Origin of the sequence: Staphylococcus sp. 2S1 (assembly GCF_046721335.1) — a bacterium.
Taxonomy (GTDB): domain Bacteria; phylum Bacillota; class Bacilli; order Staphylococcales; family Staphylococcaceae; genus Staphylococcus; species Staphylococcus equorum_A.
The window spans coordinates 37,005-60,972 of the sequence record NZ_JBEUUJ010000003.1 but is presented as its reverse complement, the minus strand read 5'-3'; the positions used below and the strand labels follow the sequence as shown (position 1 = coordinate 60,972).

Genomic DNA, 23,968 nt, shown 5'->3' with positions numbered 1-23,968 from the left:
TCATACTCGCTTGCCTAAAGCACGGCCTCAGCCTGTATTCTTCAGCTTGTGCTATTCTACTGGACGGAGCCAAATCACTGTCGATACTTAGGTTTAAAAAAACAAATCAAACGTCATAATTAACGTTTGATTTGTTTACGTTTTGGATAAAGTACTATGGCGTGTGTGAATTTAGCATATTTGAAAACTGTTGATAAACAGCTTCAGGAGCATAAGCGACTACGGTCTTGAAACCATTTTCTATAAGGACTTGTTCTTTGAATTCTTGATTGATTAGTCTACGTAGTTTATTCGATAATTCAGTCACGTTCGTGTGATCTATTAAATAACCATTCACGTTATTTTTAATAATAGAATCAGGGCCAGCGTTTCCACTAAAGCTTACTACAATATTACTTTGGTTCATGGCTTCTAAGATAACCATGCCGAAACCTTCGTTACGCGAAGGAATGACTGTAATTTCACTAATTGCTAATTTTTCGTTTAATTGTTGCGTTGAACCTTGTAGTAAAACAATATCTGATAAATTATAACGATCAATAAGTTGTTGTAGCGCTTCTCTTTCCTGACCTTCTCCGAAAATGTGTACTTTATAGCCAAATTTTCTGACGATATGTTGAATAGGATTAATACTATCGATGAGTAAGTCGAACCCTTTTTCATATTCTAAACGACCAGCTGCAGTAATTATTTTTTCTTTTGTGATAGTAAGTCTAGGTTCATCTAAAATGTTTGGAACAACATAAACAGGTGTTTGAATAAATGATTGATATTTAATTTTATCTACAGTAGTAAGTGTAGTCACTTTATCTAAAGCGGTATATGCATCAATGATTTCTTGTTGAAATGCTTCGGGATGGGCTTCAAAATTCATGTGCTCCATGCCAATGGTTTCAATGTTGTTTTGTGCGTATTTTGCAATCAATATATTAAAACTGGCTCTAGTTCCGATTAGAACATCCGTATCAATTTTACGGATGGATCTAATCATTTTTTTCTCTATATAACGTGAAAATTGATTTAAACCCGGTTCGTTTTTTGAAAGTACTTTAGGTTTAGAAAATGAAGTGTATTTATTGATGCGGTTAAAAAATAAATCTTTAAAATTTTTAGGGTGTAACTGATAATTGATCAAAGGTTTTATAACTATAGAATCATGGAGTTCGAAATAAGGTTTTATATCACCTTTAAATACAGAAATGATTTCGATTTTATGACCTTTTTTAGCTAGCGTATTAGCTAATTGTGAAATAGACTTTACAGTGCCACCCATAGCATAAATATTATGCATGAAAAAAGTGATTGATTTCATCCGAGAACCTCCAAATGTTTCTTAACTTAAATTAGAATTCATTATATCATGAATTGTATGATGTTTTTTTATGAGTAGTATCAAACTTATTTAAGTATTTAAAAAGCGTATTAACGTCTTTTTAGAAGATATAATAGAACTTTTATTTAACAGTTTGGTTAACACATATTAACAAAATTTGTGTAGAATTACTGAAAGCCCTTTTTTCATAGGGCAATTACGTATATAATTAGAGAAGTATAAAGATATATTTCGTTATTTTTACATTTTAATCAATTATAACGGCAAGGTTTTTTTATTTTTTAGTTATAGAAAACGCTTCATCCCATTTTTTAAAAGGATAAAGATAACGTTTCTATAAACATATATAAAAGGGGGACTGTGTTTGTTATGAGCACAAAACATAGCAAAACAGATGTCATCTTAATCGGTGGCGGTATCATGAGCGCAACATTAGGAACTATATTAAAAGAACTCGCACCAGAGAAAGAGATTAAGATGTATGAAAGGTTATCTACACCAAGCAGAAGAAAGTTCTAATGGTTGGAATAATGCAGGAACCGGTCACTCTGCATTATGTGAGCTGAATTATACAAAAGAAAATAAAGATGGTTCAATAGATATAAATAAGGCCGTAAAAATTAATGAACAATTCCAAGTTACTAAACAATTTTGGAATTACTTAGTTAAACAGGGTCAACTTGCGCGACCTGAGGCGTTTATTAAGCCTGTACCTCACATGAGCTTTGTACAAGGCGTCCGAAATGTAGATTTCTTAAAAAGACGTGTGGAGAGATTAAATAAAAACATTCTATTCAGTAATATGGAAATTACTGATAATAAAGATAAAATAGCTGATTGGGTGCCACTGATGATGGAAGGTCGTACATCTCATGTACCAGTGGCAATGAGTTATGATAAAACTGGCACAGATGTTAACTTCGGTGCACTAACTAAAAAGTTATTTGAAAACTTAGAAGAAAAGCAAGTTGAATTGAATTATGAACATGAAGTACAAGATCTTAAACAACGTGAAGACGGTGTTTGGGAGATGAAAGTTAAAGATTTACAAACAGATATCGTGACATTTGTTGAAAGTGATTTCGTGTTCATCGGGGTCGGTGGGGCAAGTTTACAATTGTTACAAAAAACAGGTATTAAAGAATCTAAACATGTTGGTGGATTCCCTGTAAGTGGCTTGTTCTTAGTATGTAAAGATGAATCTATTACAACGCAACATCTTGCTAAAGTATATGGAAAAGCTTCAGTAGGAGCGCCACCAATGTCAGTACCACATTTAGATACACGTTACATAGATGGCAAACGTACAATATTATTTGGTCCATTTGCAGGATTTTCACCTAAATTCATGAAAACTGGTTCAAATATGGATTTAATTAAATCTGTGAAGCCAAATAACTTAATTACAATGCTGTCTGCAGGAATTAAAGAAATGAGTTTAACAAAATATTTAATTTCACAACTTACCCTTTCAAATGAAGAGCGTATGGAAGACTTACGTCAATTTGTTCCTAATGCTAAGAGTGAAGATTGGGAAATTGTTGTAGCTGGTCAACGTGTGCAAGTTATAAAAGATACAGAAAATGGTAAAGGAACATTGCAATTTGGTACAGAAGTTATAACTTCTGAAGACGGTTCATTGTCTGCATTGTTAGGTGCGTCGCCTGGTGCTTCTACAGCAGTAGATATTATGCTTGATATGCTTAAACGTCGCTATGGTGAAGAATTTAAACAATGGGAAGATAAAGTAAAAACAATGGTACCTTCATATGGCATGAAATTATCAGATAATGAAGCACTTTATACGAAATTGAATAAAGAAATCACGAAAAATCTAAAAATAAATTAATATTGCTTTAGCATTGATATAATAATAAGCAATGAAAATAAGCGCACGGTTAATCTAGTATCATACTAGGCTAACCGTGCGCTTTTAGTTTAACTTTTACGGATTTCGATAGAGAATGTAGTGCCCTTATTTTTTTCGCTTACTATGGATATCGTACCTCCATGTAGTTCAAAAATGGCCTTAGCAATAGCAAGGCCTAAGCCATTACTGTTGTCATGGTTACTTGCTTTATAAAAACGTTCGAACAAACGAGATTGGGTTTCTTCAGTCATACCCTGACCATCGTCTGTAATCGTACAATTGATAGAATCTAAATCTTGTTTGAGCATAATATCTATCGTGCCACCTTGAATTGAATATTTAATGGCATTTGTAATGAGGTTTTGGAATGCTTGATGTAATAAGCGTTCGTTACCAATCATTTCAATATTCTCTAAATCTGACATAATGATTAAATCTTTTTCATTGGCAGAAAATTGTTCATGGCGAATAATTTGTTTTAAAAGTTGGTTAAGTTCAATGTGATCTTTAAATTCAAGATGTGCACCATTATCAATTTCCGATAACAGTAAAAGTTCTTTTGTTAATTCGCTAAGTTGTGTAGTGATTTGGTAAATATCATCAATATAGCGCTCACGTTCTTGATCACTCTTAGCGAATTTGAGCTGATCAAGTAGATGATGAACATGGGTTAATGGTGTTTTTATTTCATGAGAAACGTTCTGAACGAAATGTTGTCTCATATCATCTAATTGTTTTAATGAAAGTCTCATTTTATCAAATCGATATTGTAACGTGCCTAATTCATCTTTACGGGTGATCTTAATGGCCGTATCAAAATTACCTTGCATAAGACGTTCTGTCGCATTTTTCAATTGTTGAATGGGTTTGATTAATGTATAAGTTGAAGAAATAACTAGAATGATAGAGATAATGAGTAATAACGATATTAATATCGCTAAGAATATTCTAAATTCACTAAATGTTTTACCAATATCTGGTCTCATGAAGACAGCATAGTTTTGACCTTTGGATTCAAAAGCAATACCTACTGTGTTTTGAGTAGTGTTTTCAAAAAAACCAGTAATAATAGGCGCGTAAGGTAAATTTTTAATACCATGATAATCTTTACCGTTTAGTACGCTTTGAACTTCTTGTGGAGCTATATTATCTTTTCTGAATGGTTCACCATAGTATGTTCTTTTTCCGTTTTCTGAAATAGTCATAATTTGGTAGTTCATTTCACCTAAATGTTTGAAAAATGGTGGATAGCTATCTATTTTTGATTCATTTTGGTATTCCATCGAATCTTTTAAAGTGCGCATAATTTTTGCATCATTATTTTCTTTCAAAAAATTATGATAAATAATATTTGTACATAAAAAACTGACTGCCGCACTGAAGAGCATAACAACAATGGTATACACTGCAATGCGTGTATAGAGTGATTTAAACATGATCATCCACCTTATAACCCAATCCACGCACTGTATGAATTGTTACTGATGCTTCCAATTTTTCAAGCCTTTTTCTAAGACGTTTAATGTGAACATCGACAGTGCGTTCATCACCTTCATAATCAAATCCCCATATTTTTTCTATTAAATCATCACGGTTAAAAACTTGTCTTGGATGAGAAGCAAGGATAAATAGTAATTGGAATTCTTTATTAGGCAAATTCATCGTTTTAGATGCTGTTTGTAATTCTAAATACGCTTGATTAATCGTCAGGTTGCCAATAGTAATTTCATTATTAGCATTAATATTATAGCGTTTAAGCACAGCTTTAATTCTGAAAATAAGTTCTTTCACTTCAAAAGGTTTCGTGACATAGTCATCCGTGCCTGTTAAATAAGCTTGCTCTTTATCGCTTAAAGCATCACGTGCAGTTAACATGATGACCGGCATATTGTAATCTTCTTTTAAAATCTTACAAAGCTCAAAACCGCTCATGCCACCCATCATAATATCTACAATGGCAATGTCTACTTGATTGGATTCAAGGTAGGATAATGCATCTTCAGCACTTGATTGCGTAATTGTTTCTAATCCTTCACGACTAATATAATTAGAAACATACTCTAAGATTTTTTTGTCATCATCGACAATTAGACAAGTTGTCATGGGCAATGTCTCCTTCTTCATTTTAATGTCATTATAAACGTTACTAAATGACTTAACAAATAACAAAAGTTTTTAAAAATGAACATGAGTTCATATTGAGTTCACATAAGGAGGATAAACTCTAGATATAAGTTTTAGAGAAGGAGTGGGAAATAATGAAATTAGCATGGCAGGAGATTAAATATTATAAATTCCGTTATATTTTAATTATGTTAATCATTTTATTACTAGGTGTTATGGTCTTATTTATTAGTGGACTAGCACAGGGGTTAGCGAGAGAAAATATATCGATGTTAGACAACATGAAAACTGAAAAATATGTTTTACAGGACAATAAACAACCACAAATTGAGAAATCAATTATCAAACCAGAACAACAAAAAAATAGAAGATATTACAAATCAAGAACCATTAAAATTAGCGTCACAAACATTAAAAATTAATAAAGCCGAAGAAGATGTTGTGATGATTAATACAGTAGATAATGACAAGCCTGAATTGGCAGAAGGTAGTTATCCAACAAAAGATAATGAATTTGCAATCAACAGCAAGCTTACTGCCGAAGGTATAAACGTCGGTGACATGGTTGAAGTTAAAGATGGTAAAGAATTAAGAGTATCAGGTGTTATCAACGATACGATGCATTCACATAGCTCAGTCGTGATGATGAATGACAGTGGTTTCGACAACTTGAACAAACAAGTGAGTACAGTTTATCCTGTTAAAGACTTAACAAGTAAACAACAAGATGAAGTAAATAAAATCTCAGATGTCAAAGTATTTACACAAGATGATATTACAAGTGAAATACCAAGTTATCAAGCAGAGCAAGCGCCATTAAATATGATGATTGTAAGTTTATTCGTGATTTCAGCGATCGTACTTAGCGCATTCTTCTATGTTATGACGATTCAAAAAATACCAGAAATCGGTATCTTAAAAGCAATTGGAATCAAAACAAAACATTTATTAAGTGCATTATTAATTCAAATATTAATTACTACTATGATCGGTGTATTGATTTCTGTCGGCTTCGTGAGTGGTTTATCATTAATTATGCCAGTATCGATGCCATTCCACGTAACAGCATCTAATCTATTATTAGTTGTAGGCGTATTTATTGTAGTGGCAATTATAGGTGCGGTATTATCATTCATTAAACTATTTAAAGTAGACCCTATTGAAGCAATTGGAGGTGGAGAATAATGAGTTTACAAGTAAAAGATATTAAAAAAACATTTGGTAAAGGTCCATCAGAAACCCCAGTATTAAAAGGAATAAACTTTGAAGTGAATGATGGAGAATTCGTAATATTAAATGGTGCGTCAGGTTCAGGTAAGACAACATTGCTTACTATTTTAGGTGGTTTACTCTCACAAAATAGTGGTGACATTTTGTATAATGGTTCTCCGTTATATGCAGGAGATAAAAAAGCATCAGAATTAAGATTGAATGAAATTGGATTTATATTTCAATCTTCACATTTAGTACCTTATTTAAAAGTGAAAGCACAGTTAACGACAATAGGTAAAGAAGCTGGAATGTCTAAAAATGATGCTAATCAAAGAGCGGAAATGTTATTAAAACAAATAGGATTAGAACACCGTTTAAATGTATTTCCACATATGTTATCTGGTGGGGAGAAACAACGTGTAGCGATTATGAGAGCATTGATGAACAATCCTAAAATTATACTTGCGGATGAACCTACAGCAAGTTTAGATGCAGAACGTGCAACTGAAGTTATTCACATGATTAAAAATCAAATACAAAGTAAAAAAATGATAGGTATAATGATTACCCATGATAAACGATTATTTCAGTATGCAGACAGAGTAATTGAATTAGATAATGGTGTAATAGTGAATTCATAGACCATAAAAGTTCAATTCAGTCAGCCACTGACAATATAAAACAAGAGGTTGAGACATGTGATATGTCCCAGCCTCTTGTTTTTTTACGTTCTCATTCATCTTATGTTTATTGCCAATAATTAATGCTTAGCACTATGTCACGTTGACCTATTTGCTAAATTGATATTTTTAATTGATTTAAGTTGGTTGTTTTTAAAATTATATATCTACAGAGTAGGGATATGCCACAATGCAAAAATACAAGCAAAAAACAATGTAGCGAAGTAGACTGTTAGCAATAACTTGTATTGATACATTAATGCTAAAAAATCTCTAATTAAAGCAACTTCAAAAAAGTGATAGGGCGTATGACTTCCTACACCTGTTAATTTAAGGTCTAACTTTTGGCCGAAGCGGACTGCACGCATAATATGAAATTGACTTGTAACACAGACGATCTTAGGTTTTATATTAAATGACTGTTGTATCAGTGATTTTGTAAATTTAATATTTTCGTATGTACTCGTAGATGCATCTTCCATTAAGATTTGATTTGGATTCACGCCACGGTCAACTAAGTAACGAAACATGGCCAAAGCTTCAGATATAGGTTCATCCGGACCTTGTCCGCCACTTACGATTAATTGCGCATTTGGTTGTTGATTAAACAAGGCTAATGCTCGATCTAATCTACTAGCTAGCATAGGCGTGACATGTTCATTAAAAATACCCGCACCTAAGACGAGTATTGTATCAAATTTTGCAATGTGTTGCTGATTTAAATAACAAGAAGCGCAAGATACATAACAAATAAAAGTGAAAATTGCGCTAAAGGCAATCGTTGCTAACCATAGAAATACAACATTAAATGCAAACGGTAGCAAGCTAATGTAGGCACAAGCAAGTGTGAAAACAATGACTTTAAAAGATAAGCGATAGAGTCGTTTTAAAAATAGCGCGCTCATACGATATTGCAGTATATGTTTGTGTTTTATATGTACTAATAAGAAACCAATAATCATCACAACAATGATATCTATAGGGATATGATGAGAAGCAATACGTAATATAATTACAATATAACCTAACATTACCTGGGAAATAAAAATATTGATATTTGCAAAATATTTTAAATTTAAATACATACTTACGAAAATAAGTACTGTCAGTATACTACAGAGTAGTGCCAGAATATTCATGTTTCACCCCAGTATTTTATAGTATATTAAATGTAGTTGAATCTATTAAAATAAGCAAATGTATAAAACGTTACTATTAATATTAAGCAATACACAACATCCATAAATGGATGCATTATATATTTTAACTTTTATAGAAGTTAAAATATTGATACTATTAATATAACAAATAACAAAATGATATTACATATAGTGGAGATTGAAGAGGTGCAACCAATGGTGAAAAATTTAAGTAGTCATATAGAATTCATGGGAGAATTCATAGATGATGTAAATACATTATTAGCTAAATTATTAAAGGCGTTAAGAGAAGAGTACAATGTATCAAAAGAACAGGCAAACGTTATTTTAATGCTTGAAAATGGAAAAGCGATGACTTTAACAGAAATAACAGAACGTCAAGGCGTAAATAAAGTCAGCCGTCAGTCGAAGAATAAAAAAGCTAATTCAAGCTGAGGTTGTACAATGGGATAAATCTGAAGATACAGGCGATCAACGATTAAAATATATTAAATTAACTGAGAAGGGCAAACAGTTTAATAGAAAAAGTAAGTCTATTATAAATGACATAGTGAGTGATATGCTCGCATGATTTATCAGATGATGAAATTGAACAAGCACGTTATGTATTGGAAATCATTGATCAAAGACTGAAGAACTTTAATGTCAAACATCATTCGTAACATTAATTAATATTAGTATGGTAGGACGAATCTAAAAACACAGCAAGTTATAATTAGATAAATATGAGTCTTATTAAGTGGCTGTTAGCATCCAAGCTAGGGTGACTAGTAGTCGCTTTTATTTTATGAATTATTTAGTTATAAAGTTTGTAGATATATTGTTTTGAACAATGGATGATCCAATGACAGAACTGAAGCATTAGACTAAATGCGTATATCAATTTTTAAGCAAGGCACATATAATAAATATTATAGCTATTAAAATATACATTATAATACTTCAATTATGCATAGGTATAGTAATTTATAGAGTATTAATCTGACATATAGTTTCAACCTATAATGTGTTAAAATAACGGGATAGTGTAAAAATCGAGGGTAAAGAGGTGATAAAATGCAAAAATGTCCAAAGTGCGGAGAAAACATAAGAAATGGGCAGAGAAGGTGTAGTCATTGCGGTTATCGAGCAAAACAAGACGATTCAGAAAAAATGACGCGCTCTACAAAAACAAATAAAAACACAGCAAACATTAACGCACGTAAAGTTATTCCTTTGGGGATTGCATTCTTTATCCTTATCTTACTGATCATTGTTTTTTTCTTAGTAAGAAATTTTAATTCACCTGAAGCACAATCAGAGATTATAATAAATGCAGTAGATAATAACGATACGCAAAAACTTTCAACGCTTTTGAGTACCCAAAATAACAGTGTTGATGAAAATGAAGCTGAAGCTTATATTAAATACATAAAAAATGAAGTTGGAATGGATAACTTTGTGAAAGATGTAAATAGTAAAATTGCGAAATTGAACCAAAATGATACAAAGAATTCAGATTTTGTCACAGCCAAAAATGGAGAAAAAGTTCTGAGAATCAGTAAAAATGGAACACGTTATTTAATATTTGATAATATGAGCTTTACTGCACCAACTAAAGAAGCAATTGTGAAACCTAAACAAAAAACAACTTATAAATTTAAGGCAGATGATAAACAAAAAACGGTAGTTGCTGAGAAAAATAAGCCAACTTCTTTAGGTAAATTTATTCCAGGTGATTACACACTTGAAGCTAAGAAAGAAATGGAGAACGGTCAATTCAATGGTCACCTTAAATTCAACTTTAATAACAGCAACAATGAGTCAGTTGATGTTATTGAAGATTTTAACGAGGCATATGTACAAGTTGAATTAAATGGTGCATCCGAAATAGATACAGATTCAGTTAAAGTGAAAATCAATGACAAAACTTATGATTACGCAAAAGCCAAAGAATTTGGACCATATCCTAAAACAAAAGATATAACAGTATCTGCTGAAGGACAAGCGAAGAAGAAAACATTTAAGTCAGCAGAAACAACAGTGAAAACAGATAACCTCAAAGATAAAACACAGGTTACTTTAAACTTTGATGATGATGAAATTGAGAAGTATGTTGAGGAAAAAGAAAAAGAAGAAAATAGTTTTAGAAATAAGGTGTCTCGTTTTTTCGGTGAATACACTGCGGCAATGATTAGCGCACGCAGTCAAAGTAATTTTAATTTAGTATCATCTTATATAAAGAAAGATAGTGAAAAATATAAGGATACTAAAAAGGACGTTAAATCTAATGAACTATTCTATCTTCAACAACCACAAATCACTGATATTGTAAAAGAAGGTAAAACATTCTATGTTACGGGCCAAGCATTAAAAGAAGATGGCCAATATGGTGAGGTAGAATATCAACTTGAAGGTAATGACAAAGCGAATGATTTAAAAGTAGTGAAATACTCAGAGGAAAGTTAAATATTTGAAAATTTAATGCAAAACGTACTTTTTATAGTTACCTTGTGGGAGCGGGAATACGATATCAAATTTTGATTATGTATTCCCGCTCCCTTTGTCTTTTACATATCAATTTAACTTCATCTATTTAAAATTGCGTTCGCAAAGGCTATAATAATAGCAATAAACTTTATCTTATAATGATATGATATAAAGTGTTAACTAAGTAGCTAAAATTGCTAGGGCTTCAACATTGGGGAGAATAGAAATGTCTAATTATCAAAAGCAAAATAAGAATTCCTTACTGTTTGTTATTATCTTAGGCGCGTTGACTGCGATAGGGGCATTATCTATTGATATGTTCTTGCCAGGTTTGCCACAGATACAATCAGATTTCAATACAACAACATCTAATTCACAACTTACATTATCTTTGTTTATGATTGGTTTAGCATTAGGTAATTTATTTGTAGGTCCGATATCAGATGCTATAGGACGAAAGACACCACTAATCGTAGCTATGGCGTTATTTACTATGGCAAGTATAGGTATTATTTTTGTGGATAATATTTGGTGGATGATTGCCTTACGATTTGTACAAGGATTTTGTGGTGGAGCAGGAGCGGTGATTTCTAGAGCGATATCAAGTGATCTGTATACCGGAAAACAATTAACTAAATTTTTAGCGTTACTTATGCTAGTAAACGGTGTTGCACCAGTATTAGCACCAAGCATTAGGGGGCGTCATTTTATCATTTTCTACGTGGCGGATGGTCTTTGTCATATTAACTATATTTGGTCTGCTTATGTTATTTGGAACGATATTTAATATCAAAGAGTCATTGTCAACTGAACAACGAGATAGCCCACATCTCGTAAGTATCTTCAAAAGTTTCAAACGGTTATTAGCGACGCCTCGATTTGTATTACCTATGCTTATACAAGGTGTGACATTCGTTATTTTGTTTAGTTATATTTCTGCATCTCCTTTTATTGCACAACGCATTTATGACATGTCTGCTCAGCAATTTAGCATTATGTTTGCATCCGTAGGTATAAGTCTCATTATCTCTAGTCAATTAACAGGTAAGTTAGTGGATTATATTGATAGACAAGTTCTTTTACGTGTATTAACAATCATCCAATTAGTGGGTATTGTGTGGATAAGCATTATTTTGTACATGCATCTATCTATCTGGCTATTGTTTATAGGTTTTATTATTCTTGTGGCTCCTGTTACAGGAGTAGCGACACTAGGATTCTCAATTGCAATGGATGAGAACACAGGTGGCAATGGAAGTGCGTCTAGCTTATTAGGATTAGTTCAATTCTTAATAGGTGGGCTTGTATCACCACTAGTAGGCGTAATGGGGGAAGATAGTTATATACCTTACGTCACAATTATATTGATGGTAGGGGTATTATTGATGATACTTCAAATAATAAATTATTTTGTATTTAAACGTGTAGCGCCTAAATAGTAAATTGGATAAAGAGAAAATGAAAAACGGCTGTTAGATTCCTTAGTGGATACCTAGCGACCGTTTTTCATTTATGTACTTTAGAAATATCGTAATACGAAAGTGATTACAGTATTAACGCCCTAATTTAATTGCATTTGCAAGTAAAATTTGTGCCATTTCATTTGGTGATTCAATACAACCTTCTCGTATCCAATAATAGATAATACCAAGCTGTCCCCCGATAGCATACGTAACAAACTGTTTTTTATTTGCCACGGTCGTATAATCATCTAACAATTTTGTATAATTGAGTTTGGTTTCTTTAACATAATCGCTAAATAAGTCACGATTTGGATTTGTGACAAATATTGCGTGAAAGAAGCCATAATGACGATGGATATAGCACAAAATGATTTTGAAAAATTTATATAATTTCTCATAGTTGATTTCTGTGTGTTCAAAGCTATTGTGTAAGACATCTAATAATTGAATATACTTCTTTAGGTGATAAGTTTGAATTGTAGATAAAAGCTCATATTTATCCACAAAATAATCATAGAATGTCGTTCTGTTAACACCACTATACGCGCAAATCATTTTAATAGTAATATGTTCAAATGGATGTTCTTCTAATAGGATAATCATATTTCGAATGATTTTATTTTTAGCTGTCTGTCTCATTTTATCTCCTTCAAAATAACATATGATTACTTACCCGACACATTTAGTAGAAGTGTCGGTGTTTTTTTCTTTAGCATGACTCTATAATATATAAGGTGAATTTTAAAAGCAAATAGGAGGAAAGTGTAATGAAGAAAATGGTGTTAATTAATGTCATTACCATTGTAGTTCTTGTAATAATAGGAGTAGTTGGTTTCCACTTTTATAATCAAGCTACAGGATTTGTCAGTACAGATAATGCCAAAGTTGATGGAGAGCAAATTAAAGTTTCAGCTCCAAGCAGCAGGCGAAATTAAATCTTTTGACGTTAAGAATAATGAGAAGTTAAGTAAAGGCGACAAAGTTGCAGAAATCGCAACAAAAGGTGAAGATGGCCAATCACAAAATATGGATATTAAAATGCCCCAAGATGGAACGATTGTAAAAACAGATGGTATGGAAGGTTCAATGGCGCAAGCCGGAACGCCAATTGCCTATGCTTATAATTTAGATGATTCATACATTACTGCAAATGTTGATGAAAAAGATATTGCGGATGTTGAAAAAGGTAAAGATGTAAATATAACACTAGACGGTGAAGATGCTGAACTTAAAGGTAAAGTAGAAGAAGTTGGTAAAGCAACAGCTTCAAGTTTTTCAATGATGCCTTCAACAAACAGTGATGGTAACTATACTAAAGTTTCTCAAGTAGTACCTGTAAAAATCTCACTAGATTCAAAACCATCTAATAATGTTGTTCCAGGAATGAACGCTGAAGTCAAAATTCATAAAAACTAAGGAGGGCTTGAAATGACAATAGCCTTCATTATAATTTACGTAGTCATAGCGCTCATTCTTGTCGGATTATTGAATCTATTTATCACTAAAAAAAATAAGAAGAAATCAATGCGACAAATGGAACATGCTAAGCATGAAAACAACACATCGAATGAAACTTATCAATCTAAATTTAAAGTAAGAGACAATGAAAAATCTAGCGAAACAACGTCACAATCTGAAGAAATACATCATACAAGTGAAAACGTTACATCGGATTCTGAAGTGCTTGATGATGAAATTGAACACTCAAATACAGAAACAGAAGAAGTACAACAACAAACTGATTCTGATCACGAAAAGATAAATCCAAATTCAGAAGAAGCCCAAGTCAATGAACAGCTAAAAGCCAAACATAGTTCATTTATGTTTGGTAAAGGTGCTACACAAGCCAAAGTTTTAGTAGCCATGATTTTTGGTATGTTCATTGCAATTTTAAACCAAACATTATTGAACGTGGCTTTACCAGAAATCAATATTGATTTTAATATTTCTGCGAATACGGGTCAGTGGCTGATGACAGGATTTATGTTGGTCAACGGTATTTTGATTCCTATCAGTGCGTATTTATTTAATAAATATTCTTATCGTAAACTCTTTTTAGTTGCGATGGCATTATTTACTCTAGGCTCTTTAGTCTGTGGTATATCAGGCTCGTTTGGAATGATGATGGTAGGACGCGTATTGCAAGCCATTGGCGCAGGTATATTAATGCCGTTAGGTACAAATGTATTTATGACAATTTTCCCACCAGAAAAACGTGGTGCGGCAATGGGAACGTTAGGTATTGCAATGATCTTAGCGCCGGCGATTGGTCCAACATTATCTGGATATATCGTTGAAAATTATCAATGGAATGTTATGTTCTATGGTATGTTTATCATCGGACTTGTAGCTTTAATTATTGGTTATATATGGTTTAAAGTATATCAAGAAACGACAAACCCTAAAGCAGATGTTCCAGGTATTATTTTTAGTACTATTGGTTTTGGTGCGTTATTATATGGTTTCAGTGAAGCAGGAAATAATACATGGACTTCACCTATAGTGTTAATTTCATTAGTGCTAGGTGTTATTTTTATTATTGCCTTTGTTATCAGAGAACTTACAATGCGTGTACCAATGTTAAATATGGAAGTATTAAAATATTCTGGTTTCACTTTAACAACTGTAATCAATATGATTGTTACAATGAGTTTATTTGGTGGTATGATTCTGTTACCACTATATTTACAAAATCTAAGAGGATTCAGTCCAATGGAATCAGGTTTACTATTATTGCCAGGTGCATTAATCATGGGAGTAATGGGTCCAATTTCAGGTAAATTACTAGATACAATTGGTATTAAACCGTTAGCCCTTATAGGTACAGCAATTATGACTTATGCAACTTGGGAATTGACTAAACTTGATATGAATACAACATATACTCACTTAGTAGTAGTTTATATGATTCGTTCATTTGGTATGAGTTTTATCATGATGCCGATTATGACTGCAGGTATGAATTCCTTACCACAACGTTTGATTTCGCATGGTAATGCCTTATCCAATACATTAAGACAACTTGCAGGTTCTATAGGCACAGCCTTATTAGTGACTGTAATGTCAACACAAACAACTGAACATATCGTCGCTTATTCACAAGATTTGGATAAAACGAATCCATTTATTAAAGATCGTTTACAAGAAATGGCACAAGCAATGGGTGGCGAACAATTGGCGACATCACAATTGTTAGAATTTGTTCAGAAACTCGCATCCATCAATGGTGTGAATAGTGCATTCTTAATTGCGACAGGTTTAAGTGCGCTTGCATTTATATTGAGTCTTTTCTTAAAAGGGAAAGAACATTATTTATCAAAAGAAAATTAAAGTAACTATAAAATATTAAAGCGTGAGGATAAAATTCTCATTCCAAATTAAAAGAACCAATCCGTTAGTTGTTTGAACTGCACCCAGTCAAGTAGACAAGTAAATAATTAAATTTTAGGTTGATCTCGTATTAAGCGAGATCAGCCATTTTTAATGTGATGCGCTCATTATTAAAAAAATGAATATAATCATCTATAATAATTTTAGCTCTTTCTATATTCTCAAATAAATAATGTTTATTTCCTCTATAAATCTCACTTTTAATAATCCCCCAAACACTTTCCATTGGTCCATTATCTATACATCTACTAACACGCGACATACTTTGAATTACGCCAAAGCGATTTAATTTATCTCTAAATCGCCTAGATGTGTATTGGTACCCTCGGTCACTATGCAAAAGAATACCTTCGGTAGAGTCCATATTACATACTGCTTTATCAAAAGTGTTAAATACGAGTTGATTATTATTTGAAGCACTTGTTTCATAACTAACTATTTTATTTGTACCTAAATCATAAATAGCACTTAAATATACTTTGTTTCCGGCTTTAAGTCGAAACTCAGTTACATCAGTTAACCATTTAACGTTAGGTTTATCTTCTTGAAATTCACGATTCAATATATTTTCAGCTGTGATTTGAGGCGTTGAGCGTTTATATGGTGCTCTCTTACGACGTATGACAGCAGTTAGTCTCAGTTTTTTCATTAATTGATAAATACGCTTCTGATTCACTTTTTTACCTAATTTAATTCGAATATAAATGTAAATACGTCTGTAACCATAAATGCCTTTATATTTATCATATATTTCTTGTATGTCTTCCATTAAAGATTCGTTTTCTACATCTCTTTGTGTAGGTACGCGATGAATCCATTTATAATAACTGGATCTTGAAATTCCAAGCGTTTGGCATAGTTGTTGAACAGGATATTCTTCTTTTAGCGTTTGGATCGTTTCGTATGCCGTGATTTGTTTGATTTTTGATTCATCATCTCTCTTTCTATTTCTTGATATTTTTTTAAAACTTTATTTTCCATTTCTAAAATTTTATTACGTTCTTTTAATGCTTTAATTTCAGCTTCATTAACTTCTTCAGAAGTTAATATTGATTGAGGTTTACCTTTACCTCGACCATCGATTAGACCGTCGCCGCCATGCTCTTTATATTTTTGTATCCATTGGTACACTTGACCGTAAGTAACATTAAATCTTTGGGCTATTTCTTTGTAACTTAATTCATTATCCAGATAAAATTTAACGATATTTAATTTTTCTTCATAAGTCGTTTTTTTCGCTTTCATTATATACACCTCAGATATTGAAGAATAATTTTGGTTCTCTTTATCCTCAGTATAACGTTTTGTCCAATTAATTATAGTCTTATGTGATGGCACGTTGTATTTAATCGCTAAATCTCGATAAGATAACTCACTATGAAAATATTCATCAACAACGTTCATTTTAAATTCTTTTGAATAACTATTGTTATTTGATTTTGGAATCAACGATTCCATACCTTTATCTAAATATTGATAGTATTTATCTCTTAATATACCTGTATGAATATCTAGGTTTAATTCATCTACAATATTCGCAAAACTCATGCCTTCTTCATATTTGTCAAAGGCAATAAGAAGTGAATTTAAATCTACTTTAAGTTTTTGAGACACAAAAAAACTCCCTTCAAAGTTTTTACTTTTTAAGTGTCTACTTTGAAGGGAGCATATCAGTTTAATGGATTGGTTCTTTCTATTTTAAATTTAGTTGTATTAGTTTAATGAATCAATGCTTATGCTTTGGATATTAAGCACGTATACGAGGTTTACGATTTCTAAAAAGCATACTAATGATAATCAAAGCAATACTACATCCTAAAAGAATGAGCGCATTATGAATTGCGTCGGCTTCTGTCAATATATCAATAGGCCTAACTGAAACGTAATATTGATTCATTGAATCGGCAATACGTTTAGCAATATTTTTAATTAAGTAAGAAAAACCAAATGTAATAACTAACATAATAGCAATAACAAACATATTGACAACTTTTAATGCAGTTCTATTAAAAATAATCGTAAAAATTGTTAAAATGATACTAAAAATACAAGCAATAAAAAATACATAAAACACTAATATTAAACGATCGATACTTGTTTGTAAGTTATCAATGTTTTCAACATTGATATTTAAGTTAGAGAAGCTATTGATCGTTTCCTGAAAGTTTGTAAGTTGGTGGAAGTTAATCGTTTCTTTGACAAATACTAGATTGAAAATAGGTTCCTTAAACATACTATAGCCTGTAATAGCTACTAATATTAATACGATAAGTTGGATAAGTATGTTCACCCAAGAAAGTTTCTTTTTACCGTAGCGAGATCCTCTTTGCATATGCTCGCTCGTTAATGTGTGCTCAAAATCGGCAAACTGTTTGTTTTTTTCGGCCATAAGGTGCTCCTTTCGCTAAACTAATATTAACATCTTCTTATTTTATGACTTTTGTTTTGTTATAATGCTTAATAACTGATACATTTTAATTATCGATAGAATGTATTTAATATTCAATAGCATTTAAAATAGGGGTTTTTTATGTTACTTACATTATATTATATCTTCTTTTTTATGTCATTGTATTAATTTTACCATAACATTAATTTTTAAATACTAAATTATATTAAAAAATTCTGATAAAATGCACATTAAATATAGAGATTGGGTTGATTATGAATGAAATCAAGACTGACAACAAAATTTATCAACAAGTATTTATTACCACATAGATCAATTTTATTTGAAGGTGAGCAAGATTTTGAACGATTTTTAGATACAAGGTTAAAAATGAATGAAAAAAAGCATAAACAACCAGAAACATTAAATGTAAAATCTGATTTGGATAAGCAAACTATAGGGAACATGCAGCTTTTCAGATTTTGTTTTAGGCATAGTCGCAAGAAAAAAATACTATATATACATGGTGGCTACAATGTATTGCAACCGTCAGCATTTCATTGGAGATTAATGGATAAGCTCGCATTAAGTACATTACATGAAATTGTTATGCCAATTTATCCTAAAGCACCTGAGTACTATATTGATGACACATATAGTGCTATTTTTGAAGTGTATAATCAATTATTATCCGAAGTGAGTAGTGATGAAATTGTTATTATGGGTGATGGGACTGGCGGTGCATTAGCATTAGGCTTTATGCGAGCAATTGCAAGATAAGCAACAACCCTTACCAAATAAACTTTATTTACTGTCACCGCTTCTAGATGCGGATCTACAAAACGAAGCGATTACAGAAGAATTAGAAAAGAAAGATGTCATTCTAAATAGATATGGTATTCAAAAAATTATGCGCCATTGGTCAAAAGGTTTTTCACTAGATGAACCTAAAGTTTCACCTATTAATGGGAATTTAAGTCATTTACCACCGATATTTATGTTTGGTGGTACGCGTGAAATTTATCAACCAGATATGAAAAAATTGGTTGATATTTTAGAAGAGCGTCAACAACCCATACATTATTATGAATATAAAAATATGGTTCATGCATTCGAACTTTTGCCTATTAGAGAGTCTCATAAAGTGGTTAAACAAATCGTTAATACAATTGATGTATAATGTACGATAAAGTTAGTTATTTCAAATGAAAATCCAACTTACAAAGGCAAAGGATATAGAATAAAATAAAACGAGGCTGGGACATAAATACTTGTCTCAGCCTGAATTATTTTCTAGTCAGCTTTGCCGAGGTGACTCATACAACGAAATCTTTTTAGAAACATTAGATTTCTGTCCCACTACGGTTTCATTGCGTTTAAGTATTTATAAGTGTGTTAACTGTATCAATAACTAATTTTTGACCCCTTAGATTATAGTGAGTGGCTAAAAATAATTCAAATTCATCTTGAGGTTCAATCATTGAACTAAAGTTAGAAGCAGATGTTTCAAATTCTTCAGAAGTAATAAGCGTGTAATTATTATAATGTTCAATGAATGTACGGTCATCTGTATATGTTTTTAAAAGCGTATGAATGGCATCGATTGCCTTCTTTTGACCTTGGAGATAGCTTATATCTAAACCTCGCTTAATGAGTTTACTATCAGGGCCATTAATAACGAGACTTTTATTTTGGTTAAGTTCACTCAGTTCAAATTTAGTATTATCAAATAAATCATAAAGTTGTAATTGTACGATTTCTCTTATACTTTGTGTCATGAATATGCATCTCCTTGTTGTGGAATGTTGATACGATGACCTAATTGTTTAGGCCACTCGATGCGTCCTTGATTATCATAGTAACTTACAATTTGATCTAAATAATGTTGAGGGAATGGGGCTGATTTTTTAGTCTCTCTGCTAATACCTAACATCATAGCTTCATTTGTAGCTACAGTCGTCCCGTCTTGTTGTTTCATTATACAGAAGAAATGTACTCTCTTAACATCATAATTATATATATATACACTGATGTAGAATTGGTCATTTTCAATTAATTCCGATAAATAAGCAGTCTGTTCCTCAACAGTGAACATTGTATAATTTAATGCTTTACGTTCTTGAAGTGATAAACCATGCTGATAATTAAATTGGTTAATTGCATCACTAAAAACCATATTGTAGTTCGCATCATGTACGTGTCCGTTATGGTCAATCATTTCTTGAGCAACAGTTTGAACTACTGTAAAAGGCTTTTCCATGTAAACAGCTCCTTGGTTGTTAAAAACAAAAGTAATAGTTAAATTTTAACATGTAAATGTATTTTCTAAAGAAAAATAACTAAAACTTACCAAACCATACATACGGTCTATTTCATGGTAAAATAGAAGAAATGATTTGAGGAGGGAAATTATGAGTGTGACAATAAAATATCAGACTTCCAAAGAAACTTTAACTCAAGTTAACCACTTTAAAGAAATTCCTGAATCAGCTACTTTTATCTGGTGTGATTTTAATGATCCATCTGATGAAGAAAACGAGATGTTACAATCCTACTTTAATTTTAATCAGCTTGAAATTGATGATACGGTAAATGGGACTCCAAGAGCTAAATATAAAACCTATGATACTTATCAATACATAGTGTTTCATAGTGTTGACTCGCAATATAAAGGAGATAAAGTTCTGAATCTGTTCATTAAAGACAACATGTTAATTACATATCATCATAAGCCCTTTGATGTATTACAAGAAGTGGAACAGTATATCTCAAGTCATTATGAATCGGATTTAGATGCTTCAGATGCGATACTTTATATTTTGGACGAAGTTGTAGATACTTATTTTGAATTAATTTATGATATCGAAAATAAAGTCTATGAGTTAGAAGATAGAGAAACACATGGTAGCTCAACTAAAGAAATAATGGATGATGTATTTAAAATACGTTCAAAAATCATAAAATTAAAGCGTATTATATATCCAATGAGAGAATTAGTAGAGAATATGAAAGAAAGCAGTCAATTACTTGTAGATGACAAAAATCATATGTATATTCAACATATAGACGATCATATGATTAAACAAGAAAATATAATGAACTTATCACAAGAAATGACAGAAGAAATAAGGGATAATTATTCGTCATATTCATATTATAAGATGAATAGCATTATGCAAATACTTACTTTAGTATCTGTTGTATTCCTCCCACTAACATTAATTACAGGTATATATGGAATGAATTTTTCAAATATGCCAGAGCTTAAATGGCATTACGGTTATTACATTGTGCTTGCAATCATGTTAGCGATTAGTATAGGGAGTATTTTTTATTTTAAAAAAGAAAAATGGTTTTAATTTTATATTTGAAAATATAGGTAATGTTTTAAATAATAGAGTGAACATAATAAGGATTGAAAGTAGGGCAAAAGATGAGTGATAATAAAAGAGAACAAAGAAAGAATGAGCACGTAGAAATTGCAATGGCACAACAAGATGCTACAATTTCAGATTTTGATGAAATAAGGTTTGTCCATCATTCAATTCCGAATATTGATGTGGATGATGTTAATATACAAAGTGAATTAAAGGACTTTACACTTAAGAAACCATTATATATTAATGCAATGACAGGCGGCAGTGAATGGACGAAAGAAATCAATGAGAAGCTGGCAATCATTGCACGTGAAACTGGGATGGCAATGGCTGTAGGATCTACACATGTTGCTTTACGTAATAGTAAAATGATTTCATCATTTAGTGTAGTAAGAGAAACAAATCCTGATGGTATTATATTCAGTAATGTTGGTGCAGATGTGCCTGTAGATAAAGCAGTTGAATCAGTGAAATTACTTGATGCACAAGCGCTACAAGTTCATGTAAATGCACCCCAAGAACTTGTCATGCCAGAAGGGAATAGAACCTTCTCTACATGGATGGAAAACCTTGCGCAAATTGTAGCACATGTGGATGTACCAGTAATTGTTAAAGAAGTTGGCTTTGGTATGAGCAAAGAAACAATTAAACAATTGTATGAGATTGGAATCCGATACGTTGATGTAAGTGGACGCGGCGGTACAAACTTTGTAGATATTGAAAATGAAAGACGTACGTATAAAGATATGGATTATCTTGGTTTATGGGGTCAAACGACTGTTGAATCATTATTAGAAAGTACTGCACACCAACAAGATATGGATATATTAGCAAGTGGTGGTGTGAGAACACCATTAGATGCAGTGAAATGCCTTGCATTAGGTGCGAGTGCTGTTGGTATGTCACGACCATTTTTAAACCAAGTCGAGAACCATGGCATTACAGAGACAATTAATTATACTGAACAATTCACAGAGCATATGAAGAAAATTATGACCATGCTTGATACGCCAACAATTAAAGATTTAAAACAATCACAAATGATCTTTAGTCCTAAGCTAGAATCATGGATAGAGCAAAGAGGATTAGATATTAGGTAATAAAAAAGGATGGCTAAGACATAAATACTTGTCTCGGCCATCCTTTTATTCAACTGAGCATGTTTATATCTCAGTTTGATTCAAATGTCATTTTACTTTAACCAAAAATGTTAATGAATGTCGTAACGATTGGTACACCAAGTAAATCTATTAAGAACGCACCGACAATCGGAACGACAAGATAAGCTTTAGGTGATGCACCGTATTTTTTAGTAATAACATCTAAGTTAGCCATTGCGTTAGGTGTAGCACCAAGACCGTGTCCGATGAAACCACCAATCATAACTGCGGCATCATAATTTTTACCAAGTCCTCGGAATACGACGAAGACTGAGAATAAAACGATGAATACAACTTGTGCTAATACAATAACAATTAATGGAACTGCTAATTGATAAATTTCAGTAAGTTGAATACTCATTAAGGCAATAGATAAGAATAAGCTAAGAGAAACATCACTGATACTATCGATAATCTTCATATCAATCAGATTTAAATTGTTATATTCTGAAATATTACGTATGATAACTGCAACAAACATAGCACCTACATAAACAGGGATATTAATACCTGTTAAATCTGAGAACGTATTACCTAAATAAGAACCAATAGCCATACAGATGGCTACAATTGAAAATTGTAATAGGAAAATAGTTGTCGGTGTCATGCGATTTTTTAAGTATGAGTTTGATTTTACACTACTGTAATCTTTCATTGTTTCTTCTGCATGTTCTGGTTTTAAATTATATTTATTTATTAAAAATTTAACGACTGGTCCACCAATTAAACCACCGACAACAAGTCCTAATGTTGCAACTGCTAGAGCGGCTGTTAATGCGGAATCAATACCCATGTCTTGCACGGTTTGACCATATGCTGCAAGCATTACCATGTCCACCTTCCATTGACATTGAACCAGCTGTTAGTCCAAGCAATGGCGGAATATTTAAAACTTTTGCGATAGATACACCGATGATATTTTGGAATACGGCAAGAACGCCACAAAAGATAAAATATAATATTAATACTTTTCCGCCTAAGCGTAGTAGTTTTAATGATGCTCCTAGCCCAATTGTTGTAAAGAAAGCAAGCATAAAGAAATTCTGAATAAAATCAGAATCTAATTTTATTGTTATAATATTCGTTGATTGTAAGACAGCAACTAGTATTGAGAATAATAAACCACCAATTACTGGTGCTTGGAATACATAATCGCCTTAAAATTGATACGTGATTCACAATAAATATACCAAAAAGGTATAAAACACTCGCGAGTGCTAAAGTAGTAATAGCATCTAGCTCTAGCATTTTCATTCCCCCTCATTTTACAAATAAATCTCTCCTATAATGTGATATGTAAACAAATTTCGCACTAAAACAAGAAAGTGCTTACAAAAGCCC

The 23,968-nt window shown here is 31.9% G+C and carries 13 protein-coding genes and 8 pseudogenes; 11 read left to right on the top strand and 10 right to left on the bottom strand.

Going from position 1 to position 23,968, the window contains the following annotated elements; genetic code table 11:
* Positions 1 to 154 precede the first annotated feature (154 nt).
* Positions 155 to 1,312 (bottom strand): glycosyltransferase family 4 protein, encoded by a 1,158-nt coding sequence (locus ABLV90_RS00640; RefSeq protein ID WP_460871939.1) that lies wholly within the window; start codon positions 1,310 to 1,312, stop codon positions 155 to 157.
* Positions 1,313 to 1,702: 390 nt separating this feature from the next.
* Between ABLV90_RS00640 and mqo the strand changes: the two are divergent.
* Positions 1,703 to 3,182: pseudogene (gene mqo / locus ABLV90_RS00635) on the top strand (malate dehydrogenase (quinone)).
* Positions 3,183 to 3,271: 89 nt separating this feature from the next.
* On the opposite strand, the gene ABLV90_RS00630 reads toward mqo, so the two are convergent.
* Both ABLV90_RS00630 and ABLV90_RS00625 read right to left on the bottom strand, forming a co-directional pair.
* Complete coding sequence (locus tag ABLV90_RS00630) at positions 3,272 to 4,639, bottom strand: HAMP domain-containing sensor histidine kinase (protein ID WP_427706593.1); 1,368 nt, start codon at positions 4,637 to 4,639, stop codon at positions 3,272 to 3,274.
* On the bottom strand, positions 4,632 to 5,306 hold the full coding sequence (locus tag ABLV90_RS00625; RefSeq protein WP_069817568.1) for a response regulator transcription factor: 675 nt from the start codon (positions 5,304 to 5,306) through the stop codon (positions 4,632 to 4,634). Before ABLV90_RS00625 ends, ABLV90_RS00630 begins: the two co-directional genes overlap by 8 nt.
* A gap of 155 nt (positions 5,307 to 5,461) precedes the next feature.
* Between ABLV90_RS00625 and ABLV90_RS00620 the strand changes: the two are divergent.
* Positions 5,462 to 6,512: pseudogene (locus ABLV90_RS00620) on the top strand (ABC transporter permease).
* Positions 6,512 to 7,180 carry an ABC transporter ATP-binding protein gene (locus tag ABLV90_RS00615; protein WP_002506847.1) on the top strand — a complete coding sequence of 223 codons (669 nt, stop codon included), beginning with the start codon at positions 6,512 to 6,514 and terminating at the stop codon, positions 7,178 to 7,180. Before ABLV90_RS00620 ends, ABLV90_RS00615 begins: the two are co-directional and overlap by 1 nt.
* Positions 7,181 to 7,386: 206 nt before the next feature.
* Here the strand turns inward: ABLV90_RS00615 and ABLV90_RS00610 are convergent, their stop codons facing one another.
* Positions 7,387 to 8,358, bottom strand: a complete 972-nt coding sequence (locus ABLV90_RS00610; RefSeq protein WP_460871938.1) for a YdcF family protein — start codon at positions 8,356 to 8,358, stop codon at positions 7,387 to 7,389.
* A 216-nt stretch (positions 8,359 to 8,574) separates the two neighbouring features.
* Here ABLV90_RS00610 and ABLV90_RS00605 point away from each other — a divergent pair.
* The 3 genes and pseudogenes from ABLV90_RS00605 to ABLV90_RS00595 all read left to right on the top strand — a co-directional run bounded on the left by ABLV90_RS00605 (position 8,575) and on the right by ABLV90_RS00595 (position 12,287).
* A pseudogene (locus ABLV90_RS00605) lies at positions 8,575 to 9,041 on the top strand (MarR family winged helix-turn-helix transcriptional regulator).
* 394 nt (positions 9,042 to 9,435) lie between these two features.
* Complete coding sequence (locus ABLV90_RS00600; RefSeq protein WP_427707992.1) at positions 9,436 to 10,827, top strand: zinc ribbon domain-containing protein; 1,392 nt, start codon at positions 9,436 to 9,438, stop codon at positions 10,825 to 10,827.
* Positions 10,828 to 11,074: 247 nt separating this feature from the next.
* A pseudogene (locus ABLV90_RS00595) lies at positions 11,075 to 12,287 on the top strand (multidrug effflux MFS transporter).
* Positions 12,288 to 12,401: 114 nt separating this feature from the next.
* Here the strand turns inward: ABLV90_RS00595 and ABLV90_RS00590 are convergent.
* Complete coding sequence (locus ABLV90_RS00590; RefSeq protein ID WP_069817578.1) at positions 12,402 to 12,950, bottom strand: TetR/AcrR family transcriptional regulator; 549 nt, start codon at positions 12,948 to 12,950, stop codon at positions 12,402 to 12,404.
* Positions 12,951 to 13,078: 128 nt separating this feature from the next.
* Between ABLV90_RS00590 and ABLV90_RS00585 the strand changes: the two are divergent.
* Both ABLV90_RS00585 and ABLV90_RS00580 read left to right on the top strand, forming a co-directional pair.
* A pseudogene (locus tag ABLV90_RS00585) lies at positions 13,079 to 13,727 on the top strand (HlyD family efflux transporter periplasmic adaptor subunit).
* Between the two features lie 12 nt (positions 13,728 to 13,739).
* A complete protein-coding gene (locus ABLV90_RS00580; protein ID WP_460871937.1) occupies positions 13,740 to 15,641 on the top strand; it encodes a DHA2 family efflux MFS transporter permease subunit in 1,902 nt (633 codons plus the stop codon).
* Between the two features lie 130 nt (positions 15,642 to 15,771).
* Here ABLV90_RS00580 and ABLV90_RS00575 read toward each other — a convergent pair.
* Together ABLV90_RS00575 and ABLV90_RS00570 are read right to left on the bottom strand one after the other, a co-directional pair.
* Positions 15,772 to 17,372, bottom strand: a pseudogene (locus ABLV90_RS00575) (IS3 family transposase).
* Between the two features lie 76 nt (positions 17,373 to 17,448).
* A complete protein-coding gene (locus ABLV90_RS00570; protein ID WP_427707986.1) occupies positions 17,449 to 18,090 on the bottom strand; it encodes a hypothetical protein in 642 nt (213 codons plus the stop codon).
* Positions 18,091 to 18,369: 279 nt separating this feature from the next.
* Between ABLV90_RS00570 and ABLV90_RS00565 the strand changes: the two are divergent.
* Positions 18,370 to 19,270 (top strand): annotated as a pseudogene (locus tag ABLV90_RS00565) (alpha/beta hydrolase fold domain-containing protein).
* A 196-nt stretch (positions 19,271 to 19,466) separates the two neighbouring features.
* Here ABLV90_RS00565 and ABLV90_RS00560 read toward each other — a convergent pair.
* Positions 19,467 to 19,868 (bottom strand): hypothetical protein, encoded by a 402-nt coding sequence (locus ABLV90_RS00560; protein WP_285323699.1) that lies wholly within the window; start codon positions 19,866 to 19,868, stop codon positions 19,467 to 19,469.
* Positions 19,865 to 20,350 (bottom strand): thioesterase family protein, encoded by a 486-nt coding sequence (locus ABLV90_RS00555; RefSeq protein ID WP_427706614.1) that lies wholly within the window; start codon positions 20,348 to 20,350, stop codon positions 19,865 to 19,867. Before ABLV90_RS00555 ends, ABLV90_RS00560 begins: the two co-directional genes overlap by 4 nt.
* Positions 20,351 to 20,501: 151 nt before the next feature.
* Between ABLV90_RS00555 and corA the strand changes: the two genes are divergently transcribed.
* Together corA and fni are read left to right on the top strand one after the other, a co-directional pair.
* Complete coding sequence (corA, locus tag ABLV90_RS00550) at positions 20,502 to 21,449, top strand: magnesium/cobalt transporter CorA (RefSeq protein ID WP_427706616.1); 948 nt, start codon at positions 20,502 to 20,504, stop codon at positions 21,447 to 21,449.
* Positions 21,450 to 21,523: 74 nt separating this feature from the next.
* Positions 21,524 to 22,567: a type 2 isopentenyl-diphosphate Delta-isomerase gene (fni, locus tag ABLV90_RS00545; protein ID WP_460871936.1), complete on the top strand. Its 1,044-nt coding sequence runs from the start codon at positions 21,524 to 21,526 to the stop codon at positions 22,565 to 22,567.
* 97 nt (positions 22,568 to 22,664) lie between these two features.
* Here the strand turns inward: fni and gltS are convergent.
* Positions 22,665 to 23,875, bottom strand: a pseudogene (gene gltS, locus ABLV90_RS00540) (sodium/glutamate symporter).
* Positions 23,876 to 23,968 lie beyond the last annotated feature (93 nt).